The organism is Flagellimonas pacifica (assembly GCF_900215465.1).
Taxonomy (GTDB): Bacteria; Bacteroidota; Bacteroidia; order Flavobacteriales; family Flavobacteriaceae; genus Flagellimonas; species Flagellimonas pacifica.
In genome coordinates, this window is record NZ_OBEH01000003.1 from 616679 (window position 1) to 643665 (window position 26987).

At 37.3% G+C, this 26987-nt stretch carries 28 protein-coding genes; 9 read left to right on the forward strand and 19 right to left on the reverse strand.

The window, feature by feature from the left end:
• The first annotated feature begins 118 nt into the window (after positions 1-118).
• Positions 119-1663 (forward strand): hypothetical protein, encoded by a 1545-nt coding sequence (locus tag CRO15_RS12505; protein WP_097046148.1) that lies wholly within the window; start codon positions 119-121, stop codon positions 1661-1663.
• Here CRO15_RS12505 and CRO15_RS12510 read toward each other — a convergent pair.
• The 3 genes from CRO15_RS12510 to panB all read right to left on the reverse strand — a co-directional run bounded on the left by CRO15_RS12510 (position 1660) and on the right by panB (position 3617).
• Positions 1660-2379: an RluA family pseudouridine synthase gene (locus CRO15_RS12510; RefSeq protein ID WP_097046149.1), complete on the reverse strand. Its 720-nt coding sequence runs from the start codon at positions 2377-2379 to the stop codon at positions 1660-1662. The genes CRO15_RS12505 and CRO15_RS12510 overlap by 4 nt on opposite strands.
• Complete coding sequence (locus CRO15_RS12515) at positions 2376-2726, reverse strand: four helix bundle protein (RefSeq protein WP_097046150.1); 351 nt, start codon at positions 2724-2726, stop codon at positions 2376-2378. The genes CRO15_RS12510 and CRO15_RS12515 overlap by 4 nt, the downstream gene beginning before the upstream one ends.
• A 72-nt stretch (positions 2727-2798) precedes the next feature.
• Positions 2799-3617 (reverse strand): 3-methyl-2-oxobutanoate hydroxymethyltransferase, encoded by an 819-nt coding sequence (gene panB, locus CRO15_RS12520; RefSeq protein WP_097046151.1) that lies wholly within the window; start codon positions 3615-3617, stop codon positions 2799-2801.
• Between the two features lie 71 nt (positions 3618-3688).
• On the opposite strand from panB, the gene CRO15_RS12525 reads away from it, so the two are divergent.
• Positions 3689-4171: a nuclear transport factor 2 family protein gene (locus CRO15_RS12525; protein WP_097046152.1), complete on the forward strand. Its 483-nt coding sequence runs from the start codon at positions 3689-3691 to the stop codon at positions 4169-4171.
• Positions 4172-4184: 13 nt separating this feature from the next.
• Here CRO15_RS12525 and CRO15_RS12530 read toward each other — a convergent pair whose 3' ends face one another.
• The 5 genes from CRO15_RS12530 to CRO15_RS12550 all read right to left on the reverse strand — a co-directional run bounded on the left by CRO15_RS12530 (position 4185) and on the right by CRO15_RS12550 (position 10248).
• On the reverse strand, positions 4185-4838 hold the full coding sequence (locus CRO15_RS12530) for an SCO family protein (RefSeq protein WP_417935211.1): 654 nt from the start codon (positions 4836-4838) through the stop codon (positions 4185-4187).
• A gap of 21 nt (positions 4839-4859) precedes the next feature.
• Positions 4860-6590, reverse strand: coding sequence for a hypothetical protein (locus CRO15_RS12535; protein WP_097046154.1), 1731 nt, complete (start codon positions 6588-6590; stop codon positions 4860-4862).
• A 47-nt stretch (positions 6591-6637) separates the two neighbouring features.
• Entirely contained in the window at positions 6638-8320 is a 1683-nt protein-coding gene (locus tag CRO15_RS12540) for a tetratricopeptide repeat protein (RefSeq protein WP_097046155.1), read from the reverse strand.
• A 234-nt stretch (positions 8321-8554) separates the two neighbouring features.
• Entirely contained in the window at positions 8555-8800 is a 246-nt protein-coding gene (locus CRO15_RS12545; protein WP_097046221.1) for a VF530 family protein, read from the reverse strand.
• A 23-nt stretch (positions 8801-8823) separates the two neighbouring features.
• Positions 8824-10248 (reverse strand): L-serine ammonia-lyase, encoded by a 1425-nt coding sequence (locus CRO15_RS12550; RefSeq protein ID WP_097046156.1) that lies wholly within the window; start codon positions 10246-10248, stop codon positions 8824-8826.
• Between the two features lie 220 nt (positions 10249-10468).
• Here CRO15_RS12550 and dnaK point away from each other — a divergent pair, with 220 nt between their 5' ends.
• Positions 10469-12388, forward strand: a complete 1920-nt coding sequence (gene dnaK, locus CRO15_RS12555) for a molecular chaperone DnaK (protein WP_097046222.1) — start codon at positions 10469-10471, stop codon at positions 12386-12388.
• A gap of 69 nt (positions 12389-12457) precedes the next feature.
• Here the strand turns inward: dnaK and CRO15_RS12560 are convergent, their stop codons facing one another.
• From CRO15_RS12560 to rluF, 3 genes are all read right to left on the reverse strand, one after another.
• A complete protein-coding gene (locus CRO15_RS12560) occupies positions 12458-13102 on the reverse strand; it encodes a response regulator transcription factor (RefSeq protein WP_097046157.1) in 645 nt (214 codons plus the stop codon).
• A 680-nt stretch (positions 13103-13782) separates the two neighbouring features.
• Positions 13783-14643: a TolB-like translocation protein gene (locus CRO15_RS12565; protein WP_097046158.1), complete on the reverse strand. Its 861-nt coding sequence runs from the start codon at positions 14641-14643 to the stop codon at positions 13783-13785.
• A 235-nt stretch (positions 14644-14878) separates the two neighbouring features.
• Positions 14879-15601: a 23S rRNA pseudouridine(2604) synthase RluF gene (gene rluF / locus CRO15_RS12570; RefSeq protein WP_097046159.1), complete on the reverse strand. Its 723-nt coding sequence runs from the start codon at positions 15599-15601 to the stop codon at positions 14879-14881.
• A 212-nt stretch (positions 15602-15813) separates the two neighbouring features.
• Here rluF and CRO15_RS12575 point away from each other — a divergent pair, with 212 nt between their 5' ends.
• Positions 15814-16581, forward strand: a complete 768-nt coding sequence (locus tag CRO15_RS12575) for a MerR family transcriptional regulator (protein WP_243396966.1) — start codon at positions 15814-15816, stop codon at positions 16579-16581.
• Between the two features lie 171 nt (positions 16582-16752).
• Positions 16753-18165, forward strand: coding sequence for a cardiolipin synthase (gene cls, locus CRO15_RS12580; protein WP_097046161.1), 1413 nt, complete (start codon positions 16753-16755; stop codon positions 18163-18165).
• Here the strand turns inward: cls and CRO15_RS12585 are convergent.
• From CRO15_RS12585 to CRO15_RS12595, 3 genes are read right to left on the reverse strand one after another with little or no spacing between them, the layout of a single operon-like run.
• On the reverse strand, positions 18149-19165 hold the full coding sequence (locus tag CRO15_RS12585) for a 2-hydroxyacid dehydrogenase (protein WP_097046162.1): 1017 nt from the start codon (positions 19163-19165) through the stop codon (positions 18149-18151). The two genes, cls and CRO15_RS12585, sit on opposite strands and share 17 nt — an antisense overlap.
• Complete coding sequence (locus CRO15_RS12590; RefSeq protein WP_097046163.1) at positions 19146-19817, reverse strand: hypothetical protein; 672 nt, start codon at positions 19815-19817, stop codon at positions 19146-19148. Before CRO15_RS12590 ends, CRO15_RS12585 begins: the two co-directional genes overlap by 20 nt.
• Before the next feature lie 16 nt (positions 19818-19833).
• Positions 19834-20277 (reverse strand): hypothetical protein, encoded by a 444-nt coding sequence (locus CRO15_RS12595; RefSeq protein ID WP_097046164.1) that lies wholly within the window; start codon positions 20275-20277, stop codon positions 19834-19836.
• Positions 20278-20540: 263 nt separating this feature from the next.
• On the opposite strand from CRO15_RS12595, the gene CRO15_RS12600 reads away from it, so the two are divergent.
• The 4 genes from CRO15_RS12600 to upp are packed head-to-tail and all read left to right on the forward strand — an operon-like array spanning position 20541 to position 23011.
• Positions 20541-20945, forward strand: a complete 405-nt coding sequence (locus tag CRO15_RS12600; protein ID WP_097046165.1) for a hypothetical protein — start codon at positions 20541-20543, stop codon at positions 20943-20945.
• A 23-nt stretch (positions 20946-20968) separates the two neighbouring features.
• Positions 20969-21628, forward strand: coding sequence for a deoxyribose-phosphate aldolase (gene deoC / locus CRO15_RS12605; protein WP_097046166.1), 660 nt, complete (start codon positions 20969-20971; stop codon positions 21626-21628).
• Positions 21625-22323, forward strand: a complete 699-nt coding sequence (deoD, locus tag CRO15_RS12610) for a purine-nucleoside phosphorylase (RefSeq protein WP_097046167.1) — start codon at positions 21625-21627, stop codon at positions 22321-22323. The genes deoC and deoD overlap by 4 nt, the downstream gene beginning before the upstream one ends.
• 34 nt (positions 22324-22357) lie before the next feature.
• The gene (gene upp, locus CRO15_RS12615) at positions 22358-23011 is read left to right on the forward strand and encodes a uracil phosphoribosyltransferase (protein ID WP_097046168.1); all 654 of its coding nucleotides are present in this window, start codon (positions 22358-22360) and stop codon (positions 23009-23011) included.
• 26 nt (positions 23012-23037) lie between these two features.
• Here the strand turns inward: upp and CRO15_RS12620 are convergent, their stop codons facing one another.
• From CRO15_RS12620 to CRO15_RS12640, 5 genes are all read right to left on the reverse strand, one after another.
• Positions 23038-23445: a hypothetical protein gene (locus CRO15_RS12620; protein ID WP_097046169.1), complete on the reverse strand. Its 408-nt coding sequence runs from the start codon at positions 23443-23445 to the stop codon at positions 23038-23040.
• Between the two features lie 11 nt (positions 23446-23456).
• Positions 23457-24302, reverse strand: a complete 846-nt coding sequence (locus CRO15_RS12625; RefSeq protein ID WP_097046170.1) for a universal stress protein — start codon at positions 24300-24302, stop codon at positions 23457-23459.
• Between the two features lie 9 nt (positions 24303-24311).
• Positions 24312-25166 (reverse strand): universal stress protein, encoded by an 855-nt coding sequence (locus CRO15_RS12630; RefSeq protein WP_097046171.1) that lies wholly within the window; start codon positions 25164-25166, stop codon positions 24312-24314.
• 15 nt (positions 25167-25181) lie between these two features.
• Complete coding sequence (locus CRO15_RS12635; RefSeq protein WP_097046172.1) at positions 25182-26027, reverse strand: universal stress protein; 846 nt, start codon at positions 26025-26027, stop codon at positions 25182-25184.
• A 93-nt stretch (positions 26028-26120) separates the two neighbouring features.
• Positions 26121-26984: a universal stress protein gene (locus CRO15_RS12640; protein ID WP_097046173.1), complete on the reverse strand. Its 864-nt coding sequence runs from the start codon at positions 26982-26984 to the stop codon at positions 26121-26123.
• Positions 26985-26987: the final 3 nt, after the last annotated feature.

Genomic DNA, 26987 nt, shown 5'->3' on the forward strand with positions numbered 1-26987 from the left:
CGAAGATAGAGTAGGAGTTGACATGAATAAGAATATGATAAAAATCATTACAACGTTAAATAGTATTTCGTATTGGGTAATATTCTGAAATACAAATAGTTAATTTATATTTTTTACGATGACAAATGCCCATAAGGATACCTTGTTCGTATTGATAAAATCTCTTTCCAAATCAGAAAAACGCCAATTTAAATTGTATGTTGGACGTCTTGGGGTGAATACCGATGCTAAATTCTTGGCACTTTTTAATCTTTTGGACAAGATGCGAGTGTATGATGAAAGGCAGATTTTGGATAGTGGAATCGTAAAAAAGTCCCAACTCTCAAATCTTAAAGCTCATTTATATAAACAGATACTAGTAAGCCTTCGGTTAAATCCAGTTAACCAAAACATTCGTGTTCAAATAAGGGAGCAATTGGATTTTGCCACAATTCTATATCAAAAGGGATTGTACAAGCAAAGCCTAAAGATTTTGGACAAGGCTAAAAACTTTGCTATTGAAAACGAAGAGAAGAACGTGGCCTATGAAATTGTGGAACTTGAGAAAATAATTGAGACACAATATATTACACGCAGCATTCCGGATAGGGCAGATGAATTGGCCCGTCAAGCAAAAGAATTGTCGGAACATAATGTGATGACCAGTAAACTCTCTAATCTGTCTTTACAGCTTTATGGAATGATGTTAAAGGTGGGTTATGTGCGTAATGATGAGGATTTACGAAATGTGCAAAACTATTTTGAAAAACATTTGCCTGACTACAGGTTGGAAGATTTAGGTTTTAGAGAGAAATTATGGCTGTACAAAGCACATTTGTGGTATAGTTTACTGACTCAGGATTTTTTATCTTCCTATAAATACGCCAGCAAATGGGTAGATCTTTTTTACGACAATGAGGAAATGATCTCTTTGAATCCGGTCTTCTTTTTAAAGGGGAACCACTACCTTTTGGAATCACTCTTTTTTGTTAAGTACGGTTCGCAATTCAGAGGTATATTGGAGAAATTGGAGAATCAGGTTAGTAACCCCAAATTCCCACAAAATGACAATATTACTTCATTGGCATTTTTATATATCAACTCTAATAAACTGAACCTTAATTTTTTGGAGGGAACCTTTGATAAAGGACTATATCTTGTCAATATTATTGAATACGGTATTAAAAAACATAAGGATAGAATAGACGAGCATCATGTAATGCTCCTCTACTATAAGATTGCTTGTTTGTATTTTGGAAATGGGGACAACAAGAATTGTATTGTTTATCTAAAGAAAATTATTTCCAATAAGAATCTTAAGATGCGAGAGGACCTGATGTGCTTTGCTCGAGTGTTGAGTTTGGTTGCGCATTATGAAGCTGGAATGGACTATCATCTAGAAGTACAACTTAAAAGTACGTATAAATTCTTGTTGAAAATGAACGACTTACATGCTGTTCAGAAGGAGATGATTAAATTTTTAAGGAATCTTGGAGATATTTACCCCAGCGATTTAAAAAATGAATTTCAAAAGCTGTACAACGAACTGAAAAAATATGAAAACCACCCCTATGAAAAGAGGGCATTTTTGTATTTGGATATTCTTTCTTGGTTGGAAAGTCATTTGCAGAATAAACCTGTTGCTCAAATCATTAGGGAAAAAGCCTTGGCCGTTACCCGTTAAATACAAGCATTCCAAACAGGATCATTTGGAGGTGACACCTCAAATCTGATTTTTTCCTTTTTTACGGGATGTTCAAACTCCAAACTTCTAGCCAACAAATGTATTCCTCCATCTTTATTGCTTCTATCCGCTCCATATTTAAGATCTCCCTTTATATAAGCGCTCATAGCGGCTAATTGAGCCCTGATTTGATGGTGTCTCCCAGTTTTTAGATCAATCTCCAAAAGAAAATAACGATCTAACTTTTTACGTACTCTATATTCCAAAATGGCTTTTTTACTATTGGGAACTTCATTTTTATGGGCGTAAGATTTATTTTGTTTAGGATTGCGAACCAGCCAGTGGGTCAAAATTCCGCTATCATGTTCAGGAGCCTTGTTCACCACCGCCCAATAGACTTTTTTTGTTTTTCCTTCGGAGAATAATTTATTGAGACGCGGAAGCGCTTTGGAGGTTTTGGCAAATACCACAATACCGGAAGTTGGCCTATCCAATCTGTGCACAACTCCCAAATAAACATTTCCAGGCTTATTGTGTTTTTTTTTCAAGTATTGTTTTACAACTTCACTAAGCGGAATATCCCCAGTTTTATCCCCTTGAACAATATCCCCAGAGCGTTTGTTCACTACAATCACGTGGTTGTCCTCGTATAGAACGTCTAAATTTGAGGGACTGGATTTTTGGGTTTTTGGATTCTTCGAATGATTGGATTTCACCTAAGGGAAGATTTAAATTTTGAAGTCATTTTAATAATGGAGAATAAATTTTTCAACAGAAAATCCAATTTATCTTTCTTTAAAAAGCCTAAATCATAAGAAATCAATAACTGAGTTTCAATTTCATACATTGAACCAATGGATATTTCCGAAAATCTAGAAAAATCTTTATTGGAACTTCTTGAACAACCTTCTGCAATGTTTGATGGCACTGAAACGGAAGCCCTTCTTAATTGGTTTACAATACCAAATTTTTCCGTTTCAGGGTAGGAGGAGATAGCGTTATAAATATCTGAACAAAGTGTTCTGCTCATTTTCCATATTTCCAAATCTTTGAATCTGTGCATTAGTAGAATTGTTTATTGTTCAAAACTAAATGTCGCTTGTATCGAACAATCCAAATGTCCAAGAATCAAATTTCAATATTGTTCTTCCTCGTTTGGAAAATCTCTACTTTTTACGTCATCTACATATTGCGAAATGGCATTGCCCATATCTTCATACAGGTTCATATATCTGCGTAGAAAACGTGGATTGAATTCGTGGGTCATACCCAAAAGATCATGTACAACCAATACTTGCCCATCTACCCCATTACCAGCTCCTATGCCAATAACGGGAACGGATACACTTTCGGCAACCTCTTTGGCCAGTTTTGCAGGAATCTTCTCTAAAACAATTCCAAAACATCCCAATTTCTCTAACATTTTGGCATCTTCTTTCAGCTTTTCAGCCTCTTCCTCCTCCTTGGCTCGCACGGTATAGGTGCCAAATTTGTAGATTGATTGAGGTGTAAGCCCTAAATGCCCCATCACAGGTATGCCTGCTTGAAGAATACGTTTGACAGAATCTTTAATTTGTGTTCCACCTTCTACTTTTACAGCATGGGCCCCACTTTCTTTCATAATTCTGATGGCAGAGCGTAAAGCCTCTTTGGAATCACTTTGATAGCTCCCAAAAGGAATATCAACAACAATGAGTGCTCTTTTGGCAGCCCTAACCACAGAACTTGCATGATAGATCATTTGGTCCAAAGTAATGGGCAAGGTGGTTTCATGGCCGGCAATAACATTGCTGGCAGAATCTCCAACCAAAATCACATCAACCTTGGCAGCGTCCACTATTTTGGCCATGGAATAATCGTAAGAGGTGAGCATTGAAATTTTCTCACCATCTTGTTTCATTTCTATTAGAGACTTAACTGTAACCCTTTTGTATTCTTTTTTGGCAACTGACATTAGGTTTGTTTTAATCGCTAAATGTAAGCAGATTTGTTTAATTTGTACTTCAATCAAAAAACTTCAAAAAAATGAAAGCACAACTCACATTGGTATTATCATTATTAACCGTTGTCCAAATCGTGGCCCAAGGTCCCAATCCACCTGAAGTTGACTCGAAGCAAGAGGTAAAAAAGGTGATTGAAACCTTTTTTGATGGTTTTCATAAGCAGGATTCCATGATTATGAAAAGTACTATAGCGGATCACGTGGTGCTTCAAACCACCGGTAGGAATAAAGAAGGTAAAACTATGTTTAGAACTGAAGAATTTTCCAAACTGATAACTTCTATTACCAGCATCCCGGATAGCATAAGTTTTGAGGAAAAGCTGACTTCATTTTCAATTCAAGTAGATAGAACCATGGCAAATGCTTGGGTGGGTTATGAGTTTTGGTTGAATGAAAAGTTTAGCCATTGCGGTATCAATTCATTTCAGCTAATTAATTTTGATGGTGAATGGAAAATAATCTATTTGATAGATACTAGGGGTAGGGCAGGTTGTTTGGAGGAGTAAACAATTCCCAATACTATTTGGATAGAAGTTTGATATCACCTATTAAACGCAGTACATCCTCATTATCTGTTCCATTATAGACTCCTCTAATTTGTTTTTTCTTGTCTACCAGCACAAAATTGGGAGTGTGTATAAAATCCTGTAAACCACCATCTCCCTGGTCTACTACGGCAAAGTAGCTTTTACGAGCTAAATTGTAGATGTGTTTTTTGTTGCCTGTGGCAATGTTCCATTTAGAATCAATAACACCATTTCTTTGAGCGTATTTTTTTAAGATGGGAACGCTATCCATTTCTGGAGTTACGGACATGGATAGAAACATCACATCATCATCATTTAGGAAAATTTCTTGAAGTTTTTCCATATTATTGGACATGATAGGGCAGATGCTGGGACAACGGGTGAAAAAGAAATCCGTTACATAGATTTTGTTCTCATAATCTGATTGTGTAATCGTTTGTCCATTTTGGTTGATTAACTTGAAGTTGGCTACGGTGTGTTCAGCTTGTGTATTCTGTAGGCTGATATCAACCAACTCAGGATTAAAATCTTTTGGAGTGAAAACCGGTAGTGTCCTATTTCTATTTGATATTAAGAACAGGATGACCAAAATACCGATAGCTGATATAGTTATCGGTATTTTGGATTTACTTAGCTTGTTGAACATTTTCATTATAATAGGTGTTCTTTATAGAATGGATGTTTCAATTTCAATATCCGAGTGCTTCCAGGCCTCGTCAAACTCTTGTTTAATGGCTTTGGCTTCCTGTATTTTTCCTTGAGCCTTCAAACTGTTGTGTAACCCCATCAATGACCAACCATTCTGGCGCAACACATCTAAATCTTCTCTATATACTTTTTCTGCTTCTTCATATTTTTTGGCATCCATTAAAACAGCCCCTAAATTTTGTCTTGTTGGAATATGCCATGCTGCAGGCTCGGTATACGTAAGTCCATCTTCAAATTCAACGGCATTTTTAAGATGCTTAATAGCTTTGGAAGTATCACCGTTCAACGCAGCCAATTCCCCTGCAACAACTTCATAGGCTATGTTGGCAGAATTAATAGAGGGGTTATGTGCTGTAGCTACCAAATTTTCCAATTCAGGGTCATTTTTTAATACTTCAATAGCGTCCAATTCTTCTTGGGCCTCTTTGCTATTTCCTTTTCGTGCAAAAGCCATTCCCCTGGCATAATGCCTTATTAGATTAAGATGTTTAATATCCTTGTTGGGAGCCGGGATGGTGAGGATTTCGTTCCATTTGCCAAATCTTGTATAAGCCAGCATTGGGGTAGCAGCAAAGTCTTGTAAAAATGGCATGGTTATAAACTCGCCCACAGGTACTTTTTCTGCAGTTTTTTTGGCTGCATCAATGGCAATATCACTATCGCCCAGCAGGCTAGCAGCGGACCATAGAAAATGAATATTGTGTGGATAGTATCCTAAAGGATACAATCCTTGCGAATAACATTGTGAGATGTAATCTTCATCCGCAATAATTGCTGCTTGATTTGCTTTTACAGCATCTAAATATCGTCCTACCCGAATATAAATATGTGAAGGCATATGTACAATATGTCCAGCTGCGGGCATGAGCCCTCCCAGTTTATCCGCACTGGCTACTCCCAAATCTGGTTTTGGCAATTCAACCATATGAATATAATAATGGTGCGCCCCTGGATTATTTGGATTTATATCCATGGCTTTTTCAAGAGCGGCTTTGGCTTCGGGAATATTTGGAGAAGGGATTCCTTCTTCATCCCAATAATTCCAAGGAACAGTGTTCATGACAGAAGCAGCATAAAGAACCTGTATTTCTGCATCCTTTGGAAATTCTTTCAATACTTTGGCCATAGCATTCATATAGGCCATGTTGAGTTCTGCCACACCCTTGGTTAAATCTTCACTATATCTTGCTGTTAAGGCATTGATCAAGGCTTTTTCTTTAGCTGTAGCATTAGAGGCTAGACTTTTGGCCTTTGCCATCGCCTCATTTGTTTTTATTTTACGGTCTTCCGGTGGTAATGGGTCATTGATATTGGGTCCCAAAGCATAAGCTTGTCCCCAAAAAGTCATTGCCGAAGTGGGGTCCAAACGAGAAGCTTCCATAAATGATCTATGGGCTTCAGCATGGTTAAAGGCATACGTAAGTTTTAAACCTTGATTGAAGAATGTTTGTGCTTTTTCGTTTTGAGTAGTTATCCTATAGCTCAAGTCTCCTAAATTCTCAAAAAGAGGAGATATTTGTTGGGTAGAATCGACTATGTCCAGTAAATAGGTAGTGGGAGTGCATTTGATAAAGCTGAAGGATGCTTTCTGATAGTTTTTTGAAGTTTCTGAAAAGTGATTTTGGTTCAGAAAATGAATTGCAGTTAATACTCCTAGCACTACTATCACTAGGCTTAGTTTAGTTTTCATAATGTTCCAATTATAAGTATTTGTTTTTTAAGTTTTTTAGATTAAAATTAGCTAGCATATTGATAAACAAATGCTTTTGCCTCTTTTATTTCGGGTCGTTCGCTATTTGAATTCTTGCTTAATTCGATAAGTTGATTGAAATAGTTAATTGCTTTTTCCTTTTCACCTGATTGTTTGGCTGCAATTGCAGCACCGTAGATTCCATTGAATCTAGAGGGGTGACCAATTAAACTAACCTCATAAGCTGTCAAAGCTTCTGTTGGTTTATTTAATGCCAATAACATATCGCCTAAAAGCTCATCTGCAGGCAGCACTTCCCCTGGAGTTACGGGATGTTTACTTGTTTTACTTTCAAGACCCACAGCTTTTTCCATTAATTTTAATGCATTTTCCTTGTTCCCTTTTGCCAGTTGAATCCATGCTTTTGCTGCATGTACTTGGACATTTACTTGTCCTGCTTTATATGCTTCTTTACTATTCAGAAGATTTTGATGAAGTATCTCTAAAGTCTGCAACTCATTTTCTGCTGCCTCAATATTTTTTGTGTGCGAATAACCCAAAGCTTTACCAAAATGTAGCATTGCTTTTTCCCAAGATAAATTCTCCCATGGGAAATTAATTGCGGGTAATTCCAGTTTAGACGCTTCATCCCATTGCTTGTTTTCTAAAACCATTCTTACTGGCATAGCGGTTAAAGCATAGGTAGCGGCAAAATGATTTTTGGGAAAAACATCTTTTACGGCCTTCATTTTCTTTAATTGCTCCATTGCTTTTTGATTGTCTCCCATTTGCAAATATGCATAGACAAGATAATCTACAGCATGGATTTCTTGCGCCCAACTTGCATTTGGATTAATAGCTTCAGCATAGCAAACGGCTGATGATGCTGAGTTTAAATTGGTGCTAATAGATTCATCCCATAGCCCCAAACGAGTAAAAATGTGAGATGGCATATGCTGTGCGTGCGCAGAAGCTGGGGCAATTTCAGCATATCGCCTTGCAGTACTCAAAGCCTTTTCCGCAAGTTCTGGATAATCATAATTATGTATTACGTAATGTGCAATTCCAGGGTGGTTGGGACTTTTAACAAAGAGATCTTCTAGAATTTTACCCGACTTCTTCTGTCGTTCATAGCTTTTGTCATTAGGATCGGCTGCGGCGCGAATGGCTAAGGCATAAAACACAGCGGCTTCAGTATCACCTTCATATTTGTTGTATAACTCCTCCATTTTCTTTTCATACAGTCTTTGCCTAGTTTGTTTATCAATATGCTCCCAATCGGTATAAAAAACACTTATGGCATCTAAATAATCTTTTTCTAAATCTGATTTGGGCAACTTACTGGCCAATTTTAAGAGTTTGTCCCCTTTCTCTAAATAGCTAAGGTCAGATTGCATCCAAAGAGAATGAAAAATACTCATAGAAACACCCCAATAGGCCATAGCACAATTAGGATCTATATCAATTACTTTTACAAATGCTTTTTCAGCTTCGGCATATTCAAAAGAATGTAGAAGTGATAATGCCAAATCAAAGGTTTCCCTTGTTTCATAACCACAGGATAAAGAAAAATCAACCTCTCCAAAACTTTCGGTACCGCATAGTAACAATTCCCCCCTTAAGAGATCTATAGAGGCTAAACCGACATTATTTAATTTGTTCTTACAACCAAATAAACTGGTCATTAGGATTGCACTTAAAGTTAGCCATACCTTATTATGGTGTTTCATAGATTCAATATATTTAATAAATGTTCCTTTTTATTATTACGGGGAAAATCAAATGATGCTTAAAGCCACAAAGACACTGTCTCGGGAGATAATAATCACGGTGCAATGAGACTGAACAGGTAATTATGATAAATAACTTACAGTTAATCAGGGATTAATGTAACAAAAGTTAGTGAATTTTGGTAGGGAAATTGTATAGGTGGTAGCTTTAAGATGTTTTATGGAAGATAGCTTTTATTTTTCTCCAGTCATTAATTTAAGATAGAGTCTTTCAACTTTATCCCGGGCCCATGGGGTTCTTCTTAAAAATTTGAGACTGGATTTTATTGAAGGATCACTTTTGAAACAATTGATGTTAATCCGATTTGCTAATTCTTCCCATCCGTAATGCTCTTCTAAGAGCTCCAAAATATTAACCAACTTAACTCCGTGCAATGGATTGTTTGGTTGTTCCCTTTTAGGATTGTTTTGATTATCCATAATACATTGTTTTTTGACCTGGATTAGCAATCACTTAAAAAGACACCTACGGCCAGTCCGCCCTCTGAGGTTTCTTTGTATTTTGAATTCATGTCCTTTGCAGTTTCCCACATGGTATTCACCACTTTGTCCAAAGGTACTTTGGCTTCTTTAGGGTCTGAATCCATCGCCAATTCCGCGGCATTAATTGCTTTGATGGCGCCCATGGCATTACGTTCAATACAGGGCACTTGCACTAAACCGCCAATAGGGTCACAAGTCAGCCCTAAATGGTGTTCCATGGCAATTTCTGCAGCCATGAGTACTTGTTCGGGAGTACCACCCATTAATTCTGTTAGTCCACCCGCTGCCATTGCAGACGATACGCCAATTTCTGCCTGACAGCCACCCATGGCAGCTGAGATGGTAGCGCCCTTTTTGAAAATGCTTCCAATTTCACCCGCCACCAATAAAAATCGTTTGATGTCTTCGAAATCCCCATCGTGATTTTCAATGACCAAATAATACATGAGTACGGAGGGAATTACACCAGCACTTCCATTAGTAGGAGCTGTGACAACTCGTCCTAAAGCCGCATTAACTTCGTTGACCGATAATGCAAAACAACTGACCCACCTAATAATTTGACGAAACTTCACTTCTGTCTCGCGTATGCTTTCCAACCATTCCTGCGGAGTGGAGTATGGATGTGAACCTTTTAATTTTTGATGTAGATCAAAGGCACGACGTTTAACGTTTAGCCCACCGGGCAGAATGCCTTCCGTATGACAGCCTAAATACATACACTCCAACATGGTGTCCCATATGCGTTGAAGTTCGTTGTTTATTTCGGTATCCGTTCTAAGGGAAAGTTCATTCTCTAGAACAATGTGAGAAATAGATTTGTTCTTCTCTTCACAATAGCGAAGTAATTCCTCTCCTGTTTTTATGGGACAAGGGAAGGCTTTAAATGTTTCTTTATTTTCTTTGGAGTGTTCAAGGCCTTCTTTTACAACAAAACCCCCACCAATGGAATAATAGGTTTCGATTATTGATTCACCATTTTCCAAGCTGGCTTGAAATTGCATTCCATTGGAATGAAATTGTAGAAAATCTTTCTTAAAAATGATGTCATGGTCAAAATCAAAAGGTATTTCTTTTGCCCCTCCCAATACCAGTTTCTTGGATGCCTTTATTTTTTCAATTGTTTCCCCTATTGTTTCCGTTGGAACTGTTTCTGGATCACACCCTAGTAATCCCATGACTAAAGCAATATCCGTAGCATGGCCTTTTCCCGTTAATGAGAGTGAGCCGTATAGATAGACTTTCACTTCTGCAACGGATTTAAAAAGGCTTTGGTCTTTTAGTTCATTGATCCAACGTTCAGCAGCCCTCCACGGACCAAGTGTATGAGAGCTTGAGGGCCCCACACCAATCTTGAGCATATCAAAAACACTGATACATTCCATGCATTACATTTTGGTTTCAAATATAGCAAGCTAGAAAGGATAAAATGGCGTACTGAGATTATGAAATTTTAAATAGCGCTATATGTACTGACTTTAAAGGGGATGGGCGACATTGTACTTTTCTGGCTGACACCTTGTCATATTCTTTGACATGGCATGATCATTGACATCTTTAGAGCGAGATAAAAAAGAAATTCAAACAGATATAACTTTAGATACAATGAGCAAAATTATAGGAATAGACTTGGGTACGACCAACTCCTGCGTCTCTGTGATGGAAGGTAACGAGCCTGTGGTAATCCCAAATGCCGAGGGAAAACGTACAACTCCCTCTGTAATTGCATTTGTGGAAGGTGGGGAGATAAAAGTGGGAGATCCTGCAAAAAGGCAAGCAGTGACCAACCCGTATAAAACTATTTATTCCATCAAAAGATTTATGGGAAACAAGTTCTCTGAATCTAAAAAAGAGGCAGATCGTGTTCCTTACAAAGTAGAAAAAGGTGACAATGATACCCCAAGGGTTGATATTGATGGTCGTTTATATACGCCTCAGGAGCTTTCGGCAATGATTCTTCAAAAAATGAAGAAAACTGCGGAGGACTACCTAGGACAAGATGTAACCAGAGCAGTGATCACAGTTCCAGCATATTTTAACGATTCGCAAAGACAAGCTACAAAGGAAGCTGGAGAAATTGCCGGTTTAACAGTAGAGCGAATCATTAATGAGCCAACGGCTGCGTCTTTGGCTTATGGAATGGATAAAAAAGATACAGATCAAAAGATCGTTGTTTTTGATTTTGGAGGTGGTACTCATGATGTTTCCATTCTTGAATTGGGAGATGGTGTTTTTGAAGTGTTGGCAACAGATGGTGATACTCACTTGGGAGGTGATGATGTAGACCAAAAAATCATTAATTGGTTGGCAGAAGAGTTCAAAGCTGATGAACAACTAGACCTTAGAGAGGATGCAATGGCATTGCAACGACTTCGTGAAGCTGCTGAAAAGGCAAAGATTGAATTATCTTCTTCTGCACAGACTGAAATCAATTTACCTTATGTAACGGCAACGGCTTCTGGCCCAAAGCACTTGGTTAGAACATTGTCACGTGCCAAATTTGAGCAACTGATAGAAGACTTGGTGAAGAGAACGATCAAGCCTTGTGAAACTGCATTGAAATCTGCCGGACTTTCAAAAAGTGATATCGATGAGATTATCTTGGTAGGTGGATCAACACGTATTCCTGCAGTGCAAGAAGCTGTTGAGAAGTTTTTTGGGAAGAAACCTTCCAAAGGTGTTAACCCTGATGAGGTGGTTGCAGTTGGTGCAGCTATTCAAGGTGGTGTATTGACGGGAGATGTAAAAGATGTATTGTTGTTGGATGTTACTCCACTTTCTTTAGGTATTGAAACCATGGGTAGTGTGTTTACCAAATTGATCGAGGCGAATACGACCATCCCAACAAAAAAGTCTCAAGTATTCTCTACTGCAGCAGATAATCAACCTTCGGTTGAGATTCATGTATTGCAAGGTGAGCGCCCTATGGCCGCAGATAACAAAACCATTGGTAGGTTCCATTTAGATGGTATTCCGCCAGCGCCAAGAGGTACACCTCAAATTGAGGTAACTTTTGATATTGATGCCAACGGTATCATTAAGGTTTCTGCAACGGACAAGGCTACGAACAAAACACAAGATATCCGAATTGAAGCTTCTTCTGGATTGACCGAAGAAGAAATCCAAAAGATGAAAGCAGAGGCAGAAGCTAATGCAGAATCGGATAAAAAAGCAAAGGAAACTGCAGATAAGCTGAATGAAGCTGATGGAATGATTTTTCAAACAGAAAAGCAGTTGAAGGAGTTTGGGGATAAGTTATCCGATGATAAGAAAAAGCCGATTGAAGAAGCTTTGGAAGAGCTAAAGAAAGCTTATGAGACTAAAGATTTAGCTGTAATTGAACCTGCTTTGGAGAAAATAAACGAAGCCTGGAAAGTTGCTTCAGAAGAGATGTACAAAGCTCAGGCAGAAGCTGGTCAGGCTAATGGTGCGGATGCTTCGGCTGGAGCTGAGGGCCCTGCAGGGGGAAATGACGCTGCTGAAGGTGATAATGTAGAAGACGTAGATTTCGAAGAGGTCAAGTAAAACTTTAAGTTTTAATAAATAGAAAAGCCCACAACAAAGTTGTGGGCTTTTCTATTTAAAGGAGTCTAGCTATGCTGCATCCAATTGCCGTATTTCTAGCTCTTGAAGTTTTTTCAAAGCTTCGGCTTTCGAGTTTACGTTGAGTTTTACATAAATATTCTGAATGTGGAAATTTACGGCACTAGGTGTTACGCAGAGTCTGTCGGCAATCATCCTATAAGTATATCCTTGGGTGAGCAGCTCAATAATTTGATTCTCCTTTTTTGAAAACCGTTCATACGTTTTGCATTGGAAGGAGTGAATGATTTTTTTGGCCACATCATGCTCCAAAGCTATTCCGTGTTCATGCAGTTCCTCTAATGCATTAAAAAATCGGTTTTTGGTCAAGGGTTTGGTCAGAAACCCGTTGGCACCCTTTTTAAAAGCTTCTTTTATGATTTTAAAATCAGATTTCTGACTTGTCATCAAGATTTTTACCGCGTTATTCTGTTTGTGGAAATATGGAATTCCTTCAATCCCTGAGATTCCTATTAGATTAACTTCGGAGACGATGATATCCACATGGGTTCTTCTTGAATGGGACATAAATTTATTTACTGATGTGTGTATACCTACCAATTCATAAGGTAAATCTTCGCTAAAATAAAATCTATATAAAGGGTGTAGTTTTTCATCATTGTCTATAATTACAATTTTTAATGGGGGAGTTTTCATGGTTAAAAGATTTTGAGTTATCTAATTTTGTCATTGTCTCACTTCATTTTACCTAGATTTAGGCAAAACGTATCTGGTCGGCCATATCCATGTAAGGAGATACAAAGGGAGAACTTTTGAGTTTATAAATTAAATTATGGAACGCAATAGTGTCTCACCAATGCCCTTATTTGGACATGCTGATAACAATCCTGAAAAAGGATTAAATCAATAGTGATTTAGAAAAGGTTTTTGGAATGCTAGAAAAGAACCCTTGTTTGGTTGGGGGGACTTGATCTTGCACTAAGAATTGTAGCTTTTTTCATGAGTTTAAGATTTGGGATTTTGTATTATTTCAAAAATTAAATTAGGAAATTTTTCCCTTCAAGAACGGTTTTTGTAGTTTTTTTCGTTCAAATGCACTTTCATATTTTTATGAAAATAAATGAAATATCAATAAATATGGTGTTTTGGAATCCTTAAAATATTTGGCAACATTAACGTATAAAGAAATAGGATGCTCTAAAAAGAGCATCCTATTCTTGGTAAATCGGTCCAGGTGAAATAATACAACCCGCTTCTATGATAAAGTGCAGTTCCCCCTGTTTAATTTATCACAGTTCATAAATATTTAGTATCTCGGTAATTGACAAAATCAGATAACTCTCAGGTAGAGGACCAATTTATTTTTTTAGATTTTCCTAATCTTCAAAGGAAGTACTGGTGTATTCATATGAAGTTCCGGTATTCAAAGCTGTTTTCAGGTTTTCATCACTATAAGCTACCATTGTACCGTCCATAGTTTGTCTTCTATAGGCAATAGTTACTTGCTCAATAGTATGGTTTTGTCCCCTGTTAGAAACTACGTAGCTTTCTCCTTTTTCAACATCTAGCTGTATGGCATAATCATCCCTGCTACTATTAATATGGCTTCCAAGGTTTACTGAAGTGGTAAGACTATTATGGGCTACCTGGGAAGCATAGAGGTCTAGACCTCCAAATCCATCTCGTCCTTCAGAAGCAAAGAATAAAAGCGTGCTGTTATATATACTTGGATATAACTCATCTTCTTTTGTATTTACCTTAGGGCCAAGGTTTTTGGATACACCCAAGCTTCCATCGGCACTGATATCAGCAACATATATATCATACTTTCCATAGCTACCTTTCATATTGGAAGCAAAGAAAAGGCGCTTGCCGTCTTCTGAAACTGTTGGATGTTTTGCAGAGGCATATTTTGGGCACACTTTCAATTTGGTGATATTGCTCCACTTACCGTTGATTTTTTCTGCACGATAGATCTCATGTAAAAGTTCCTTTTTGGAAAACAGTCCATACAGTGGTTTTTGTTCACTGGATTTACTAAAATAGGCCGTTTTGCCATCTTCGGTTACTGATATTGAAGGAATGTATCCTTCAAGGGTGGATAAACGTCCATTATTATTGGAATCTTGAGTGTCCACATTTGTATTCTCAAATTTTATTGCGTTTTGAGCTGTAATCGGAGCAGTACAAAATAGACCAATAATTAAAGTTAAGCTGTAGGTTAATGAACGTGTCATGATGTTATGGATTTGGGGGTTAATACATGACAAAGATGAAGGAATATTTTTGAGAATTACTTATTAATTTTTCATAGGTTTTGAATTTTAACGAATAAAAAAGGTATTTTATCGATTATTTTTTAGATAATTAACATATTGAAAAGCCATATATGTCAATCAGCGGTGTTTTAGGTATTTTGACGAATTCCCATTAGCTAATATCGGAATAACGTTTCTACTAAATTTCTAAACACTATTCGTGTGTCTTGGAAGAATGGGACACTAATCTGTTGATTTCTTTGAGCTCATGATCTGTTAAATGTCGCCATTTGCCAACAGGCATATCCAACTCAACATTCATGATCCGAACACGTTTTAGTTTTTTAACCCTGTAATCCAAATACTCACACATCCTTCGTATCTGTCTGTTCAATCCTTGAGTTAGGACGATTTTAAATTGATTAGGGCCTAATTGTTCTACTATACATTTTCTGGTAACCGTATCCAGTATTGGGACTCCATTTCGCATTTTCTGCAGAAAGTCTGCAGTAATGGGTTTGTTTACCGTAACTATGTATTCCTTTTCATGATGGTTGCGGGCCCTAAGGATTTTATTCACAATATCCCCATCGTTGGTCATAAAAATTAAACCTTCACTGGGTTTGTCCAATCTACCAATAGGAAAAATCCGTTTGGGATAATTAATGAAATCAATGATATTATCCTTTTCAACCCTGGTATCCGTGGTGCATACAATACCTATGGGTTTATTAAATGCCAAATAGACAGGCTTATCCTTTGGTTCTGAAATCAGTTCACCATCTACCCGCACTTCATCATTTGGAGTAACCTTTGTGCCCATCTCCGGCACTTTTCCGTTAATGGTGACTCTACCTTGATCTATCAATTTGTCGGCGGCACGCCTTGAGCAGTAGCCCACTTCACTCAAATATTTGTTGATTCGGGTTTCTTTCATGAAAATAGAAATAGATGTTGCGAATATCGTAAACTTCTGATGAAGAAGGTAAATATAACACTGTATGTTTTTATAATTTTTTTAAATATAATCACTTGATTTAAAGTTTGTTATGATGATAAAATAAAAAAAGAACTCAAAATATTTGACTCCTACCTTACGTCATGGCCTAGCTTTGCCATATCTATTTTGAAAAAACAACTAAAATGAAGATGTATAGTGTAAAAGAAGTGTCCAGATCATCAGGTGTTACGATACGAACACTTCACTATTATGATAATATTGGTTTGTTGAAACCAAAAGAAAGAACCGAGGCAGGATATCGTTATTATGGGGAATCTGAGCTGCTAAGATTACAACAGATTCTTTTCTACAAGGAATTGGATTTTTCGCTTCAAAAGATTGGTCAATTATTGGATGATTCTGAATTTGATTTGGTTGTAGCACTAAAGTGCCACAAAAAATCCTTAAAAAAACGTGGAGAGCAAATAAAAACATTATTAAAAACTATAGATGAAACTATATATCATTTAACAAAAGAAAAAAAGATAATGAAACCAGAAATGTTATACAAAGGGTTATCCAAAGAAATAGGAACTGTTTACCGTCAAGAGGCTATAAGAGAATATGGTAAGAAAGTTATTGAACATGCCGAAATGGAGTTATTAAAACTTGGAGAAGCAGATTTTGAATTGTTAAAAAAGAACTTTGAAAAAATCAACAAAGAATTGTTCGAAATGCATAAAACTTCACCAAGTGATGAAAAGGTGCAACAGCTAATATCTAGCCATTATCAAATAATCCGTACTTTTTGGGGCACTGTAAAATCTAAAGATTCCCAAGCAAAAGCTTATGCTAATTTAGGAGAGCTATATGTGGCAGACGAACGCTTTACAATGGTAAATGGACAAGTACAACCGGAATATGCCCAATTTTTAAAAGAAGCAATGCAATATTACGCACAAACGCAATTACTTTAAGGTTTAGAAGCACCACTAATGAAAAGCTCCTTGTTTAGGAGCTTTTAAACTTTAAGGTCATAGGCCCGGCTATCATTTTATTATGCTGTAGTTTAGAAATGATCCTTGTCATAATAAAAGGGTACCTTACTTCTTATTTTGATGGTCGGTTGAGAAAAAATCAATTATGAAATGACCCTGTCTATTGTTTTAGTTATTCTCTACGTAGTGCTTGCAATTGCCATGATCATAGGTATTTTGGTAAATGGTGCTAGGCCATCAAAGACCCTGGCTTGGCTTTTAGCCATTTTTACCATTCCAGTGGGAGGGATAATCCTATATCTTTTACTAGGTAGAAATAGAAGAAAAAACAAAATCCTAAGAAAAAAGCAAGCAGTTTTTTCAAGAGAAATTAAGCCAATACCTGATGGAGTATTAAAGATAGGCAACAGATATAGCAGAGTAATAAGGCTCATTAATAAAAACTGTAGATTTCAACCAACCCTACATAATTCAACTACCTTACTAAAAGATGGAAAGACCACCTTTGAATCTATTTTTGAAGCATTGGAGGGAGCAACTGACTACATCCATTTGCAATACTACATTTTTGAGGAAGGGGAATTGGCAGACCGACTTTTAAACCTGTTTCGAGCCAAAGTAAATGAAGGAGTAAAGGTGCGGATGATTTATGACAGCATTGGAAGTTATACTTTAAGTAGAAAGTATGTGAATGATCTAAAATCAGTTGGGGTGGAAGTATATCCCTTTCTTCCATTTCGGTTCGATCATTTCCTTTCTTCCCTCAATTACAGAAACCACAGAAAAATAATTGTTGTAGACGGAATCCATGGCTTTACAGGAGGAATAAACATTTCAGATAAATATCTTAAAGGAGACCCAAATTTGGGTACATGGCATGATATGCATATACGGCTCACAGGGCCTGCCGCAAAACAACTGGAAGAAGTTTTTATTGCAGATTGGTATTTGGTGGCAGAAGAACAATTACAGTTGGGTAATTGTATTGAAAAAGAAGAACCTATAAATATTGAAGAAAAGATTGTCCAGATAGTTTCTAGCGGACCGGAGGATGATTTCCCCAACATTCAGCAGGTATATTTTGAGATGATTAACGAGGCCAAAAACTACGTGTACATAACAAATCCCTACATTATACCAGGGAACGAAATCTTATTGGCATTGCAAACAGCTTCGTTGAGTGGGGTAGATGTGCGCATATTGGTCTCAGAACATGCAGATAGTAATTTGGTCGGCTGGACGGTTCGTTCTTATTTTGAACCTTTACTTAAAGCTGGAGTCCAGTTGTTTCTTTTTCCAGATGGTTTTTTACATAGCAAAGTCATAGTTAGTGATGATGCTATTGTGTCTATAGGAACAGCAAATATTGATATAAGGAGTTTTGAACACAACTTTGAGGTGAATGCACTGATTTATGATAAGAGCTTTTCTCTACAGTTAAAAGCTGATTTTTTGAATGATTGTGCAAAAAGCAGAGAGTTAACTTTTTATGAGCATAAACAAAGATCTTGGATAACAAAACTTAAGGAGGGAGCCGCCAAGATTTTTAGTCCCATTCTGTAATACTTTCTTCGGGAAGCAATTCATTTACACATTTTTGCCCGTTTGCCCATGCATCAATGTTTTCAACAGTGGTTTGGGCAATATTCTGTACTGCTTCTTTAGTAATGAAGGCTTGGTGGGGAGTAAGAATCACATTTGGGAACGTGAGCAATTTTTTTAGTCGCTCATCTTTAATACCGTTCACGGAGTTGTCCTTAAAGAAGGTTCCTTTTTCCTTTTCATAAACATCTGCTCCGTATGCGGCAATCTTGTTGTTTTCCAAAGCTTCGACCAATGCATCCGTATGGACGATTGCACCTCGTGCGGTATTGATCAATACAGTATTTGGCTTCATCAAGGCTAAGGTTTCCTTAGAGATAAGATCATAGGTCTGTTTGGTCAAGGGAACGTGTAAACTTATAATATCGGAATGGGCACAGAGCGATTCTAAATCAGTGTATATAACGCCATACAAATCTTTCAGGCTTGTATTTTTATGGATATCATAGGCAATGATATCGCAACCAAAGCCATGCATGATCTTGCACATTACCGAGCCAATGTTTCCAGTTCCAATGATTCCGATGGTTTTTCCTTTTAGATCAAACCCCATAAGATTGCTTTGCAAGAAATTATAAGTACGCACTTGCCGATTGGCCTCTATGATTTTACGATTGAGGGCCAACAGTAGCGCAACCGCGTGCTCTGCAATGGCATAAGGCGAATAACTGGGTACGTTCGCCACTTTTAACTTGTATTTTTCGGCAGCCTTTAAATGCACATTATTGTATCCAGTAGAACGCAGGGCAATATATTTTACTTCAAGACCCTTTAAAGTTTCAAGAACAATGGAAGATGCATCATCGCCAGAGAAGATAGATATGGCCTTATGGCCAACAGATCTAAAAACGGTATCCAAACTCAATGCTTCTTTCAGATAGGTAACTTGGTGACGGCCATTGTTGGCACGCTGCAAAAATGGAATTTCAAAATCCTTGGCACTATAAACCAACACTTTCATTGTCCTCGTCCTTAGTTTCTTTTCTAAAAATAATGTTCTGTTCCTCTAGCGCGATTACAATCAATTTAATGTACTCTCCCACGGTTTTTTCAATGTTTACAGGATCGGTAATTTCAATGCCGCCTCTCCAGATTAGTTCTCTTTCCTTATCTACGCAAATACAGTATAATGAGGTTTCTGCATGGTACACCGTATATTCGTCATAATAATCAGATTCATAATAAATAGGTTGATACTCCAAATAGTCATCCTTGAATTTCCCGTAGAGACCATTGATTTCTGACATTCGCTTTCTAAATTTTTTAAAATCCTGCGAACCTATAACCTTGGTGAAAAGGATAGCATCAAAATCTTTGTCCAGTAATTGTTGCTCTACCTCATCTAGTTCCTCTTCGGATTTGGCCGAATCTGTAAAAGAGACATCAAAAAGATCAATGCTGCGCATGGCCTCAATATTTCTTTTTTTAAACTCACGTCTAAGTTTGGTCTCAAAATCAATTCTGGTATCTTCATTTTGCGTCATTCCCACAATGAGTACCTTACTTGCATCGAAGATGGCATAGTCCGGATTCTTCCAATTGCTCACCAACTGTGTAGAAGCACAACTGCTTAAAAGTAAAATAGCTAATCCTAGTAAAAATAAATTTCTCATGATAATCTTTTTAGGGTTAATTGAGCAATCTTTTTTGCTTTTGAGATTTCATGATTCCAGATAACAGGGAGAACATTCTCTTTTTGATGTCTCTGTAAACCACGAGATATTGATGAATATTATATGTAAGGTCATTGTGTGTTTCCACATAGGCCTTTTCCATTTTGATTTGGTCAATATCATCGACCATTATTTGCAACAATCTTTCATGCGCCTGTACCTGATTTGCCAATTTCACAAGCTGTTTTTCGAGGTCCAAAAGCTCCTTGACAAGCTTTTTACTTTCTCCAAAAATGTTCTTATCCGTAAGTTGGGGTGTGTATGATTTCACCAAACCGTTCAAGAAAGTCTGTTCATCAGCACAAAAATGTAATTCGGATAACCAATTCAAAGAAGCGCGGTGCATTTCATCAGCACTTAACCATTCTGCATAACTGTATCGTTTTTTTTGCTTTTCCATGGTATTAAAAATTAATTTGATCAGTTTCCAATTTTTGATTGAGTTTTAGTCTATGATTTGACTTTTAACTAATGTAGACCATAAACCCCAAAAGAAGAATGACAAAAATCAGTTTGGTTTTTGCTAGAACGTCAGATATGAAGATTACTCTTTTCAAGAACACCATCGGTATAATAGATGGTCTCTAATTTCAAATTCTGATGCATGTCATTAAAAATGAAAGCATACCGCCCTATTTTTGTTAAGGAATAAATGCTTTTATTATGTTGAATTCAGAAAAAGTAGGTAACGAGTTTTATCAAAGTTTAGGTAAATTGTATTACGCCATGGCAATGACGGATGGTATGGTAAGACCGGTAGAAGTGGAGAGGTTACGTAAATATGTTCGCCAACACTGGTTGGATGTTGATGGGATGGAAGATGAATTTGGCACAGATTCCGCTTTTCAAATAGAAATAGTTTTTGATTGGTTGCAAGAGGAGAAAAAGGTGGGAAGCACATATTTTTCTGATTTTGAAGAGTTTTATAAAGAACACCCTGAAAAATTTGGGCCTAAGGTCACAAAGCTTGTTATTGAGACTGCTGATTCCATTGCTTCTTCATTTGCAGGCAAAAACATGTCCGAAATGGTATTTTTACGGCAATTGAAAGATCTTTTGAACAACTGATCAACAACACTTTAAATCATCGCATGCATTTACAAGATTATATTGACCATACCCTTTTAAGTCCAACGGCAACCGTAGCCGATATTAAAGAACTGTGCAGGGAAGCTATTCAATATCAATTTAAGGCTGTATGTGTACATGGCTGTCATGTGACCACGGCAAAGGAAGAATTAAAAGGAACTTTAGTGAAATTGGCCGCTGTGGTTGGTTTTCCACTAGGTGCAATGTCTACAGAGGCCAAGATTTTTGAAGCTCGCGACTGTGTTGAAAAAGGAGCGAATGAAGTGGATATGGTTATTAACATAGGATGGTTAAAATCTGGGTTGAACGAACAAGCGCGGGATGAAATATTCCAAGTAAAAAAGGAATTGGGCCAGAAAACACTCAAAGTAATATTGGAAAACTGCTTTTTGTCAGACCAAGAGATTAAAAAAGCTTGCCATCTGGCAGTTTCTGCAGGAGCAGATTTTGTAAAGACTTCTACTGGTTTTGGAAGTGGTGGTGCCACTTTTAAGGATGTGGAATTGATGAAGGAAGCAGTTGGCAACAAGGCTTTGATCAAAGCTTCAGGAGGTATTCGAGATCGTGAAACGGCCTTGAAGTATATTGAAATGGGTGTTGCACGTATAGGAACATCATCAGGCCCTAAACTTATCGAAGAATCCTCAAAATCAGATTTATGAGTTTACATATTAAGGCCAAAAAAGGAGAAATTGCAGATACCGTTTTGTTGCCTGGAGATCCTTTACGAGCCAAATGGATAGCAGAAACCTTTCTTAAAGATGCACATTGTTACAACAATGTTCGGGGTATGTTGGGTTATACTGGTTTATTTCAGGGTAAAAGAGTTTCAGTACAGGGAAGCGGTATGGGAATTCCTTCGGCCTTGATTTATTTTCATGAATTGATCAATAACTATGGTGCAAAGAACCTCATTAGAGTAGGTTCAGCAGGATCATACCAAGAGGATGTAAAGCTCAAAGATGTAGTTCTTGCCATGGCTGCCTCAACAACTTCTGGTATTAACAATACTCGTTTTGTAAATTCAGATTATTCACCCACGGCAAGTTTTGAACTTTTTATAAAAGCTGTTCAATATGCCCAAAAGGAAGATATCTCCATACATGCCGGCAATGTACTTTCCTCTGATGAGTTTTATGAAGACGACCGTGAATCCTATAAATTATGGGCAAAATATGGAGTACTTTGTGTGGAAATGGAAGCAGCAGGACTTTATACCGTGGCTGCTAAATACAATGTGAACGCTCTTGCCATACTAACTATTTCCGATTCTTTGGTAACCGGTGAGCAATTAAGTGCTGAGGAACGGGAAACGTCCTTTAAGGATATGATGGAAATTGCCTTTTCACTTGTCTGAAAGCTTTTACCTTTGAGAATAAAACCAGATGTAGATGATAATTCACCAATTTGACCAAGAAAACTCGCTTCTAAAAAAGTTCATTTCTGAGATTCGTGATGTTGACATACAAAAGGATGCAATGCGTTTTAGAAGAAATATCGAGAGAATAGGAGAGGTTTTAGGATATGAAATGAGCAAAACCTTGGAATATGAAAACACCAACGTTAATACTCCACTTGGAGTTAAAAAAATAACATTGCCAACCGACCAGCTTGTTTTGTGCTCTGTGCTTAGAGCTGGGTTGCCGTTGCATAATGGCATTTTAAATTATTTTGACGGTGCCGAGAACGCATTTATTTCAGCTTACAGATATCACCCAAATGGAGGCGATGATTTTGAGGTTATTGTAAAATATTTGGCAGCTCCATCCCTTGAAGGAAAGACTTTGGTGCTCACGGACCCAATGTTGGCAACAGGAAAGACCTTAGAAAATGTGATAAAGGCCATGGAGAAACATGGGACACCGAAAAAAATCCATATCATCTCTGTAATTGGTTCTAGGGCAGGAGTTTCACATGTAGAAAAAGTATTTCCGAAGGAAACACAATTATGGATTGCTGCTATTGATGATGATCTGAACAGTAAAGGATATATTATCCCGGGATTGGGAGATGCCGGAGACTTATCCTATGGGATGAAATTGTAAGTGTTGGTTTTTTAAATGAGGGCGAATCAATCAACCTTAAAGAAATCACGAATCAGAGCTTTGACCTGATTGTCGGTCATGCTATCTTTTTTGGTCGCTATTTTTACCTTTTTTGCAATTTCAGGATGGTTTTCTTCCAATTCTGTATTGAATTTTTCAAAAATTTCTGCTGGGCCATACAATGCAATACCATTTGCATCCTTCAAAAAGGGAAGTATCCTTTTAAAATAGTCTTTCATTTGATGTTTTTCACGTTCCAAATATTTACTGTCCTGAACCACATCTTGTGGACCCCATCTGGTTTTGGAGCGTGAACCTCCTTTTGGGTTAAAAAACTCAATTTCGGAGTTTAGGGTCTCCATGCACTCTGTACCGTCTTTAAACGTAACAATTTTTGCTTTTTGCTTGTCCATCCAGATACCAATATTCTTCATGAGGTTTTGTTTTAGGAGTTATCGTTAAGTTCTAAAATGGGAATTGTGGCATCATAACCAAGCTCTTTTACCAGCGGATTGGCCAGAATGCTACCAAAGAACCAATGCTTTTTGTTCACAAAGACGATCATGTCACATTTTCGGCTTTCAATGAATGAGAAAATAGCCTTCTGGACCTTATCTTTTGGTAGGGTATGGTTTTCAAAATCAATACCATCAAAGATGCTTTCCAAAAGTTTTTTATTGTTTTCCTGTTTCTTGCTGAGTTTGGATTCACGTTCCACATGTATCACATGGATTTGGGAGTCATGCAGTTCTGCAATTTCCAACAGGTATTTTAGTTCCTTTCGTTTAAAATGGGCCTTATAGTTGGTTGGAAATACAATTTGCTTGGGAGGGGAGTAATCAAATTGCTCGGGAATGGCCATTACCGGGCACTCTACAATTTTTTCCATAATATTTATGGTATTGGAGCCAAAGGCCTTGGCTTCAGAACTTGTAAGACCCTTAGTGCCCATAATAACCAAGTCTATATCTTTTTTGGCAATGGTGTCCCGTACCGCTTCCAAAAGATAGTTAAAGGTGGAAATGGTGCGGTAGGAATGTTTTGGATTACTTTCCTGTAGATTTAAAATAGCCTTTAGCTTTACAAATCCTTCATCTGAATGTTTTTTGGCTGTATCATAGGTATTATCTCCCGGTTCTGGGACCATCATGTTGTCCAAAGTATACATGTTTATTTGAAAGGCATTTAGAAAATAGAACTCACAATATCGATTTGCGTAAAGTTTCATGCCATAGTGAATGGCATTCAATGAATTCTGGGAAAAGTCTGTTGGCAAAAGAATATTTTTCATGAGATGTTTTTAGGTTATAATTGGAGCAGTGTCGGGTATTACCAAAAATGGAATGATGGTATGAAAACCAATAGTATCCACATTAGGTTTAATCAAAAGTCGCTCAAAAAAGTTGTGCTTTCTGTTCATCATGACCAAAAGGTCAATATCATTTTCTCGTGTAAACTGATGAATTGCATTTGGCATGAGGTTTTCATTATCCCATACAAATTTGTGCTTTACATCCTTCAATTTTTCTGCCAATAACTGCTTGTTTTTTTTCTGATTTTCTGAAATATGGGCCCTTTCGTTAACGTGTAGTACAATAACTTTCGCATTGATTGTTTTCACCTGATTTAACAAGAATCCCAGTTCTTCCATTTTGTAATCGCTCAAATAATCAGTTGGAAACAAAATGGTCTTTACCTTTTCGTACTCACAATTTTCGGGAATGGCCAAAACAGGCACTTCGGCTTTGCGAAGGGTATGAACTGTGTTGGTTCCCAAAAAAACCTCTTTGGCACCCGTAGCACCTTGAGTACCCATAACAATTAGGACCACTTCCCATTTTTCACAGGCATTTTTGATTTCATCTGTTAGGGTATTAAAGGATGAAAGCATGTTGTATTTATGATTGGGGTTCGGAAATTTTTCTTTGACATCATTGACAGTCTTTTCTAGACCTATTAGTGAAAGCTCTACGCTGGAATCTGGTATTGCACTAAATGTAGGTCCACCTATAACATAGTCCATTCTATAGAATGCAGGAGTATAGGCGTGCAAAAAATGGATATTACACTGCTCGTCTTTTAAAAAGTTGAGCCCATAGGTAATGGCGTTCCATGCATTGTTTGAAAAATCCGTAGGTATTAAAATCTGTTTCATTGTCAAGGTTTTATACTATCTGGAAATATTTTGCATCACCATAAAAGGGACCTCGGTATTGAGGCCCATTTTATCTACTGTACTTCGGTATAACATATCTTCCAAAAAAGAATGTCTTGAGTTTATCATCACTAACATATCTACTTCATGATTTTCCCTATAGTTGGAAATACCTTCTTGTACACTATTTGCCTGTTGGGTTTCAAAAAACAGATAAGATCTGGAAAGGGTTCCCTCCACAAAACGTTTGTTGTCTTCCTGCCTGTGTGATAAAGTTTCAAACTGTGTAAAGTAGACACAGTGAACCTCAGATTTAAAGAAACCTGCAATATTATCTAAAAGCTTAAGTTCTCTGCGTTTATAGGGTAATTGGTAATCTGTTGGAAAAAGTATATGCTTGGGCTCTTGGTATTTATAATTATCCGGAATTGCCAATACAGGACATTTTACATACTTAAAAACTTGAACGGTGTTGCTCCCAAAAGAGATGGTCTTTTCCATGGTGGTTCCTTTGGTTCCCATTACCACTAGATCTATGTTCTCTTGATCTACCAAATTGTTTACACTATCTACCAAAGATTCAAAAACCACCATACTTGAATAATTGTGTTTAGGATTGGATACAGGATCTTGGATACGCGCAAGGGTATTTTCTATTGCCAGCTTTACTTTCGATTCTAATTTGTTCTTGATGGTGTCCAGATTGGTCTTGGATTTGAATCCGCCTATTTGATACGCCTCATCTGCATAGGCATGAACAAAATAAAAATTGGCACGACTACACCTAAAAAGGTTTAGCGCATAATCAATGGCATGATCTGCGTTTTTTGAAAAATCGGTAGGTATCAGGATTTTTTTCATTGCTATTCACTTTGTACCATTCTAAAAGTATCGGTGAAAAGCCAATTACCAAATGATAAATATCACTATTCCCTTAAAAATGTGTGGATTAGACTATTCGTGGATTACCATCATAGGCACTGAGGTATGAAAACTCATGATTTTCACCTTTGAATCAAAGAACAACTGCTGCAAGAAATTTAAGTTTCTGGCAATCATACTTATCATACCAATGTTGTTTTCACTAACAAAATCTTGAATGGCATGTACTATTTTTTTATCACGGATAATAGCAAAGTCATGATTTGTTGGGAAAACCTCATCCAAATAATCAAATAAATAGTCTTTGTTTGCTTTTTGGCCATCGGTGAAACCTACCTGGCTGTTGGATACATGGACCACATGTAGGTTAGAGGTATTGAGATTTAGAACTTCTGAAAGGCTCTTCAATACTTTTGGAGTGTAAAAAATATTGAAATCGGTAGGAAAAGCAATGCTCCGCAATGGTTTATATTGTGCCTTTTCTGGAACTATAAGAGAATTACAACGAACCCGGGTAATGATAGCACCTGTGTTGCTACCCATAACCTTTTTTTTAAGGTTATGAATACCTGTGGTTCCCATGACAATGAGGTCAATCTGTTTTTCTGACATCTGTCTCCTCACAGCATCCAATAAGTTGCCGTATTCCATATGCCCCGAAAAATCATGGTTTTCATTATCAAAATGATGACCGGTTTTATCAAGAAAAACATCAAGAAGCTTTTTTTTGTCAAACACGGTTTGATTTCCAAAATCTGCGGGTGTAGGGAATAGCCTGGCAGCATCAATGTGTTGGTCCTTTAGATTTGCAACGTGGAGGATATAAAAGTTACACCTTATCTTCTTATAAAGCGCAACAGCATAGGATAGGGCATTCCAGGAATTTTCGGAAAAATCTACTGGGACAAGAATATTTTTTGTAGGATAGTTTGACACAAC

What these genes read in the sequence shown, in the direction of transcription:
- CRO15_RS12505 (WP_097046148.1), top strand. Translation starts at nt 119, where the DNA reads ATGACAAATGCCCATAAGGATACCTTGTTCGTATTGATAAAATCTCTT.
- CRO15_RS12515 (WP_097046150.1), bottom strand. Translation starts at nt 2,726, where the DNA reads ATGCACAGATTCAAAGATTTGGAAATATGGAAAATGAGCAGAACACTT.
- panB (WP_097046151.1), bottom strand. Translation starts at nt 3,617, where the DNA reads ATGTCAGTTGCCAAAAAAGAATACAAAAGGGTTACAGTTAAGTCTCTA.
- CRO15_RS12525 (WP_097046152.1), top strand. Translation starts at nt 3,689, where the DNA reads ATGAAAGCACAACTCACATTGGTATTATCATTATTAACCGTTGTCCAA.
- CRO15_RS12530 (WP_417935211.1), bottom strand. Translation starts at nt 4,838, where the DNA reads ATGTTCAACAAGCTAAGTAAATCCAAAATACCGATAACTATATCAGCT.
- CRO15_RS12535 (WP_097046154.1), bottom strand. Translation starts at nt 6,590, where the DNA reads ATGAAAACTAAACTAAGCCTAGTGATAGTAGTGCTAGGAGTATTAACT.
- CRO15_RS12540 (WP_097046155.1), bottom strand. Translation starts at nt 8,320, where the DNA reads ATGAAACACCATAATAAGGTATGGCTAACTTTAAGTGCAATCCTAATG.
- CRO15_RS12545 (WP_097046221.1), bottom strand. Translation starts at nt 8,800, where the DNA reads ATGGATAATCAAAACAATCCTAAAAGGGAACAACCAAACAATCCATTG.
- CRO15_RS12550 (WP_097046156.1), bottom strand. Translation starts at nt 10,248, where the DNA reads ATGGAATGTATCAGTGTTTTTGATATGCTCAAGATTGGTGTGGGGCCC.
- dnaK (WP_097046222.1), top strand. Translation starts at nt 10,469, where the DNA reads ATGAGCAAAATTATAGGAATAGACTTGGGTACGACCAACTCCTGCGTC.
- CRO15_RS12560 (WP_097046157.1), bottom strand. Translation starts at nt 13,102, where the DNA reads ATGAAAACTCCCCCATTAAAAATTGTAATTATAGACAATGATGAAAAA.
- CRO15_RS12565 (WP_097046158.1), bottom strand. Translation starts at nt 14,643, where the DNA reads ATGACACGTTCATTAACCTACAGCTTAACTTTAATTATTGGTCTATTT.
- rluF (WP_097046159.1), bottom strand. Translation starts at nt 15,601, where the DNA reads ATGAAAGAAACCCGAATCAACAAATATTTGAGTGAAGTGGGCTACTGC.
- CRO15_RS12575 (WP_243396966.1), top strand. Translation starts at nt 15,814, where the DNA reads ATGTATAGTGTAAAAGAAGTGTCCAGATCATCAGGTGTTACGATACGA.
- cls (WP_097046161.1), top strand. Translation starts at nt 16,753, where the DNA reads ATGACCCTGTCTATTGTTTTAGTTATTCTCTACGTAGTGCTTGCAATT.
- CRO15_RS12585 (WP_097046162.1), bottom strand. Translation starts at nt 19,165, where the DNA reads ATGAAAGTGTTGGTTTATAGTGCCAAGGATTTTGAAATTCCATTTTTG.
- CRO15_RS12590 (WP_097046163.1), bottom strand. Translation starts at nt 19,817, where the DNA reads ATGAGAAATTTATTTTTACTAGGATTAGCTATTTTACTTTTAAGCAGT.
- CRO15_RS12595 (WP_097046164.1), bottom strand. Translation starts at nt 20,277, where the DNA reads ATGGAAAAGCAAAAAAAACGATACAGTTATGCAGAATGGTTAAGTGCT.
- CRO15_RS12600 (WP_097046165.1), top strand. Translation starts at nt 20,541, where the DNA reads ATGTTGAATTCAGAAAAAGTAGGTAACGAGTTTTATCAAAGTTTAGGT.
- deoC (WP_097046166.1), top strand. Translation starts at nt 20,969, where the DNA reads ATGCATTTACAAGATTATATTGACCATACCCTTTTAAGTCCAACGGCA.
- deoD (WP_097046167.1), top strand. Translation starts at nt 21,625, where the DNA reads ATGAGTTTACATATTAAGGCCAAAAAAGGAGAAATTGCAGATACCGTT.
- upp (WP_097046168.1), top strand. Translation starts at nt 22,358, where the DNA reads ATGATAATTCACCAATTTGACCAAGAAAACTCGCTTCTAAAAAAGTTC.
- CRO15_RS12620 (WP_097046169.1), bottom strand. Translation starts at nt 23,445, where the DNA reads ATGAAGAATATTGGTATCTGGATGGACAAGCAAAAAGCAAAAATTGTT.
- CRO15_RS12625 (WP_097046170.1), bottom strand. Translation starts at nt 24,302, where the DNA reads ATGAAAAATATTCTTTTGCCAACAGACTTTTCCCAGAATTCATTGAAT.
- CRO15_RS12630 (WP_097046171.1), bottom strand. Translation starts at nt 25,166, where the DNA reads ATGAAACAGATTTTAATACCTACGGATTTTTCAAACAATGCATGGAAC.
- CRO15_RS12635 (WP_097046172.1), bottom strand. Translation starts at nt 26,027, where the DNA reads ATGAAAAAAATCCTGATACCTACCGATTTTTCAAAAAACGCAGATCAT.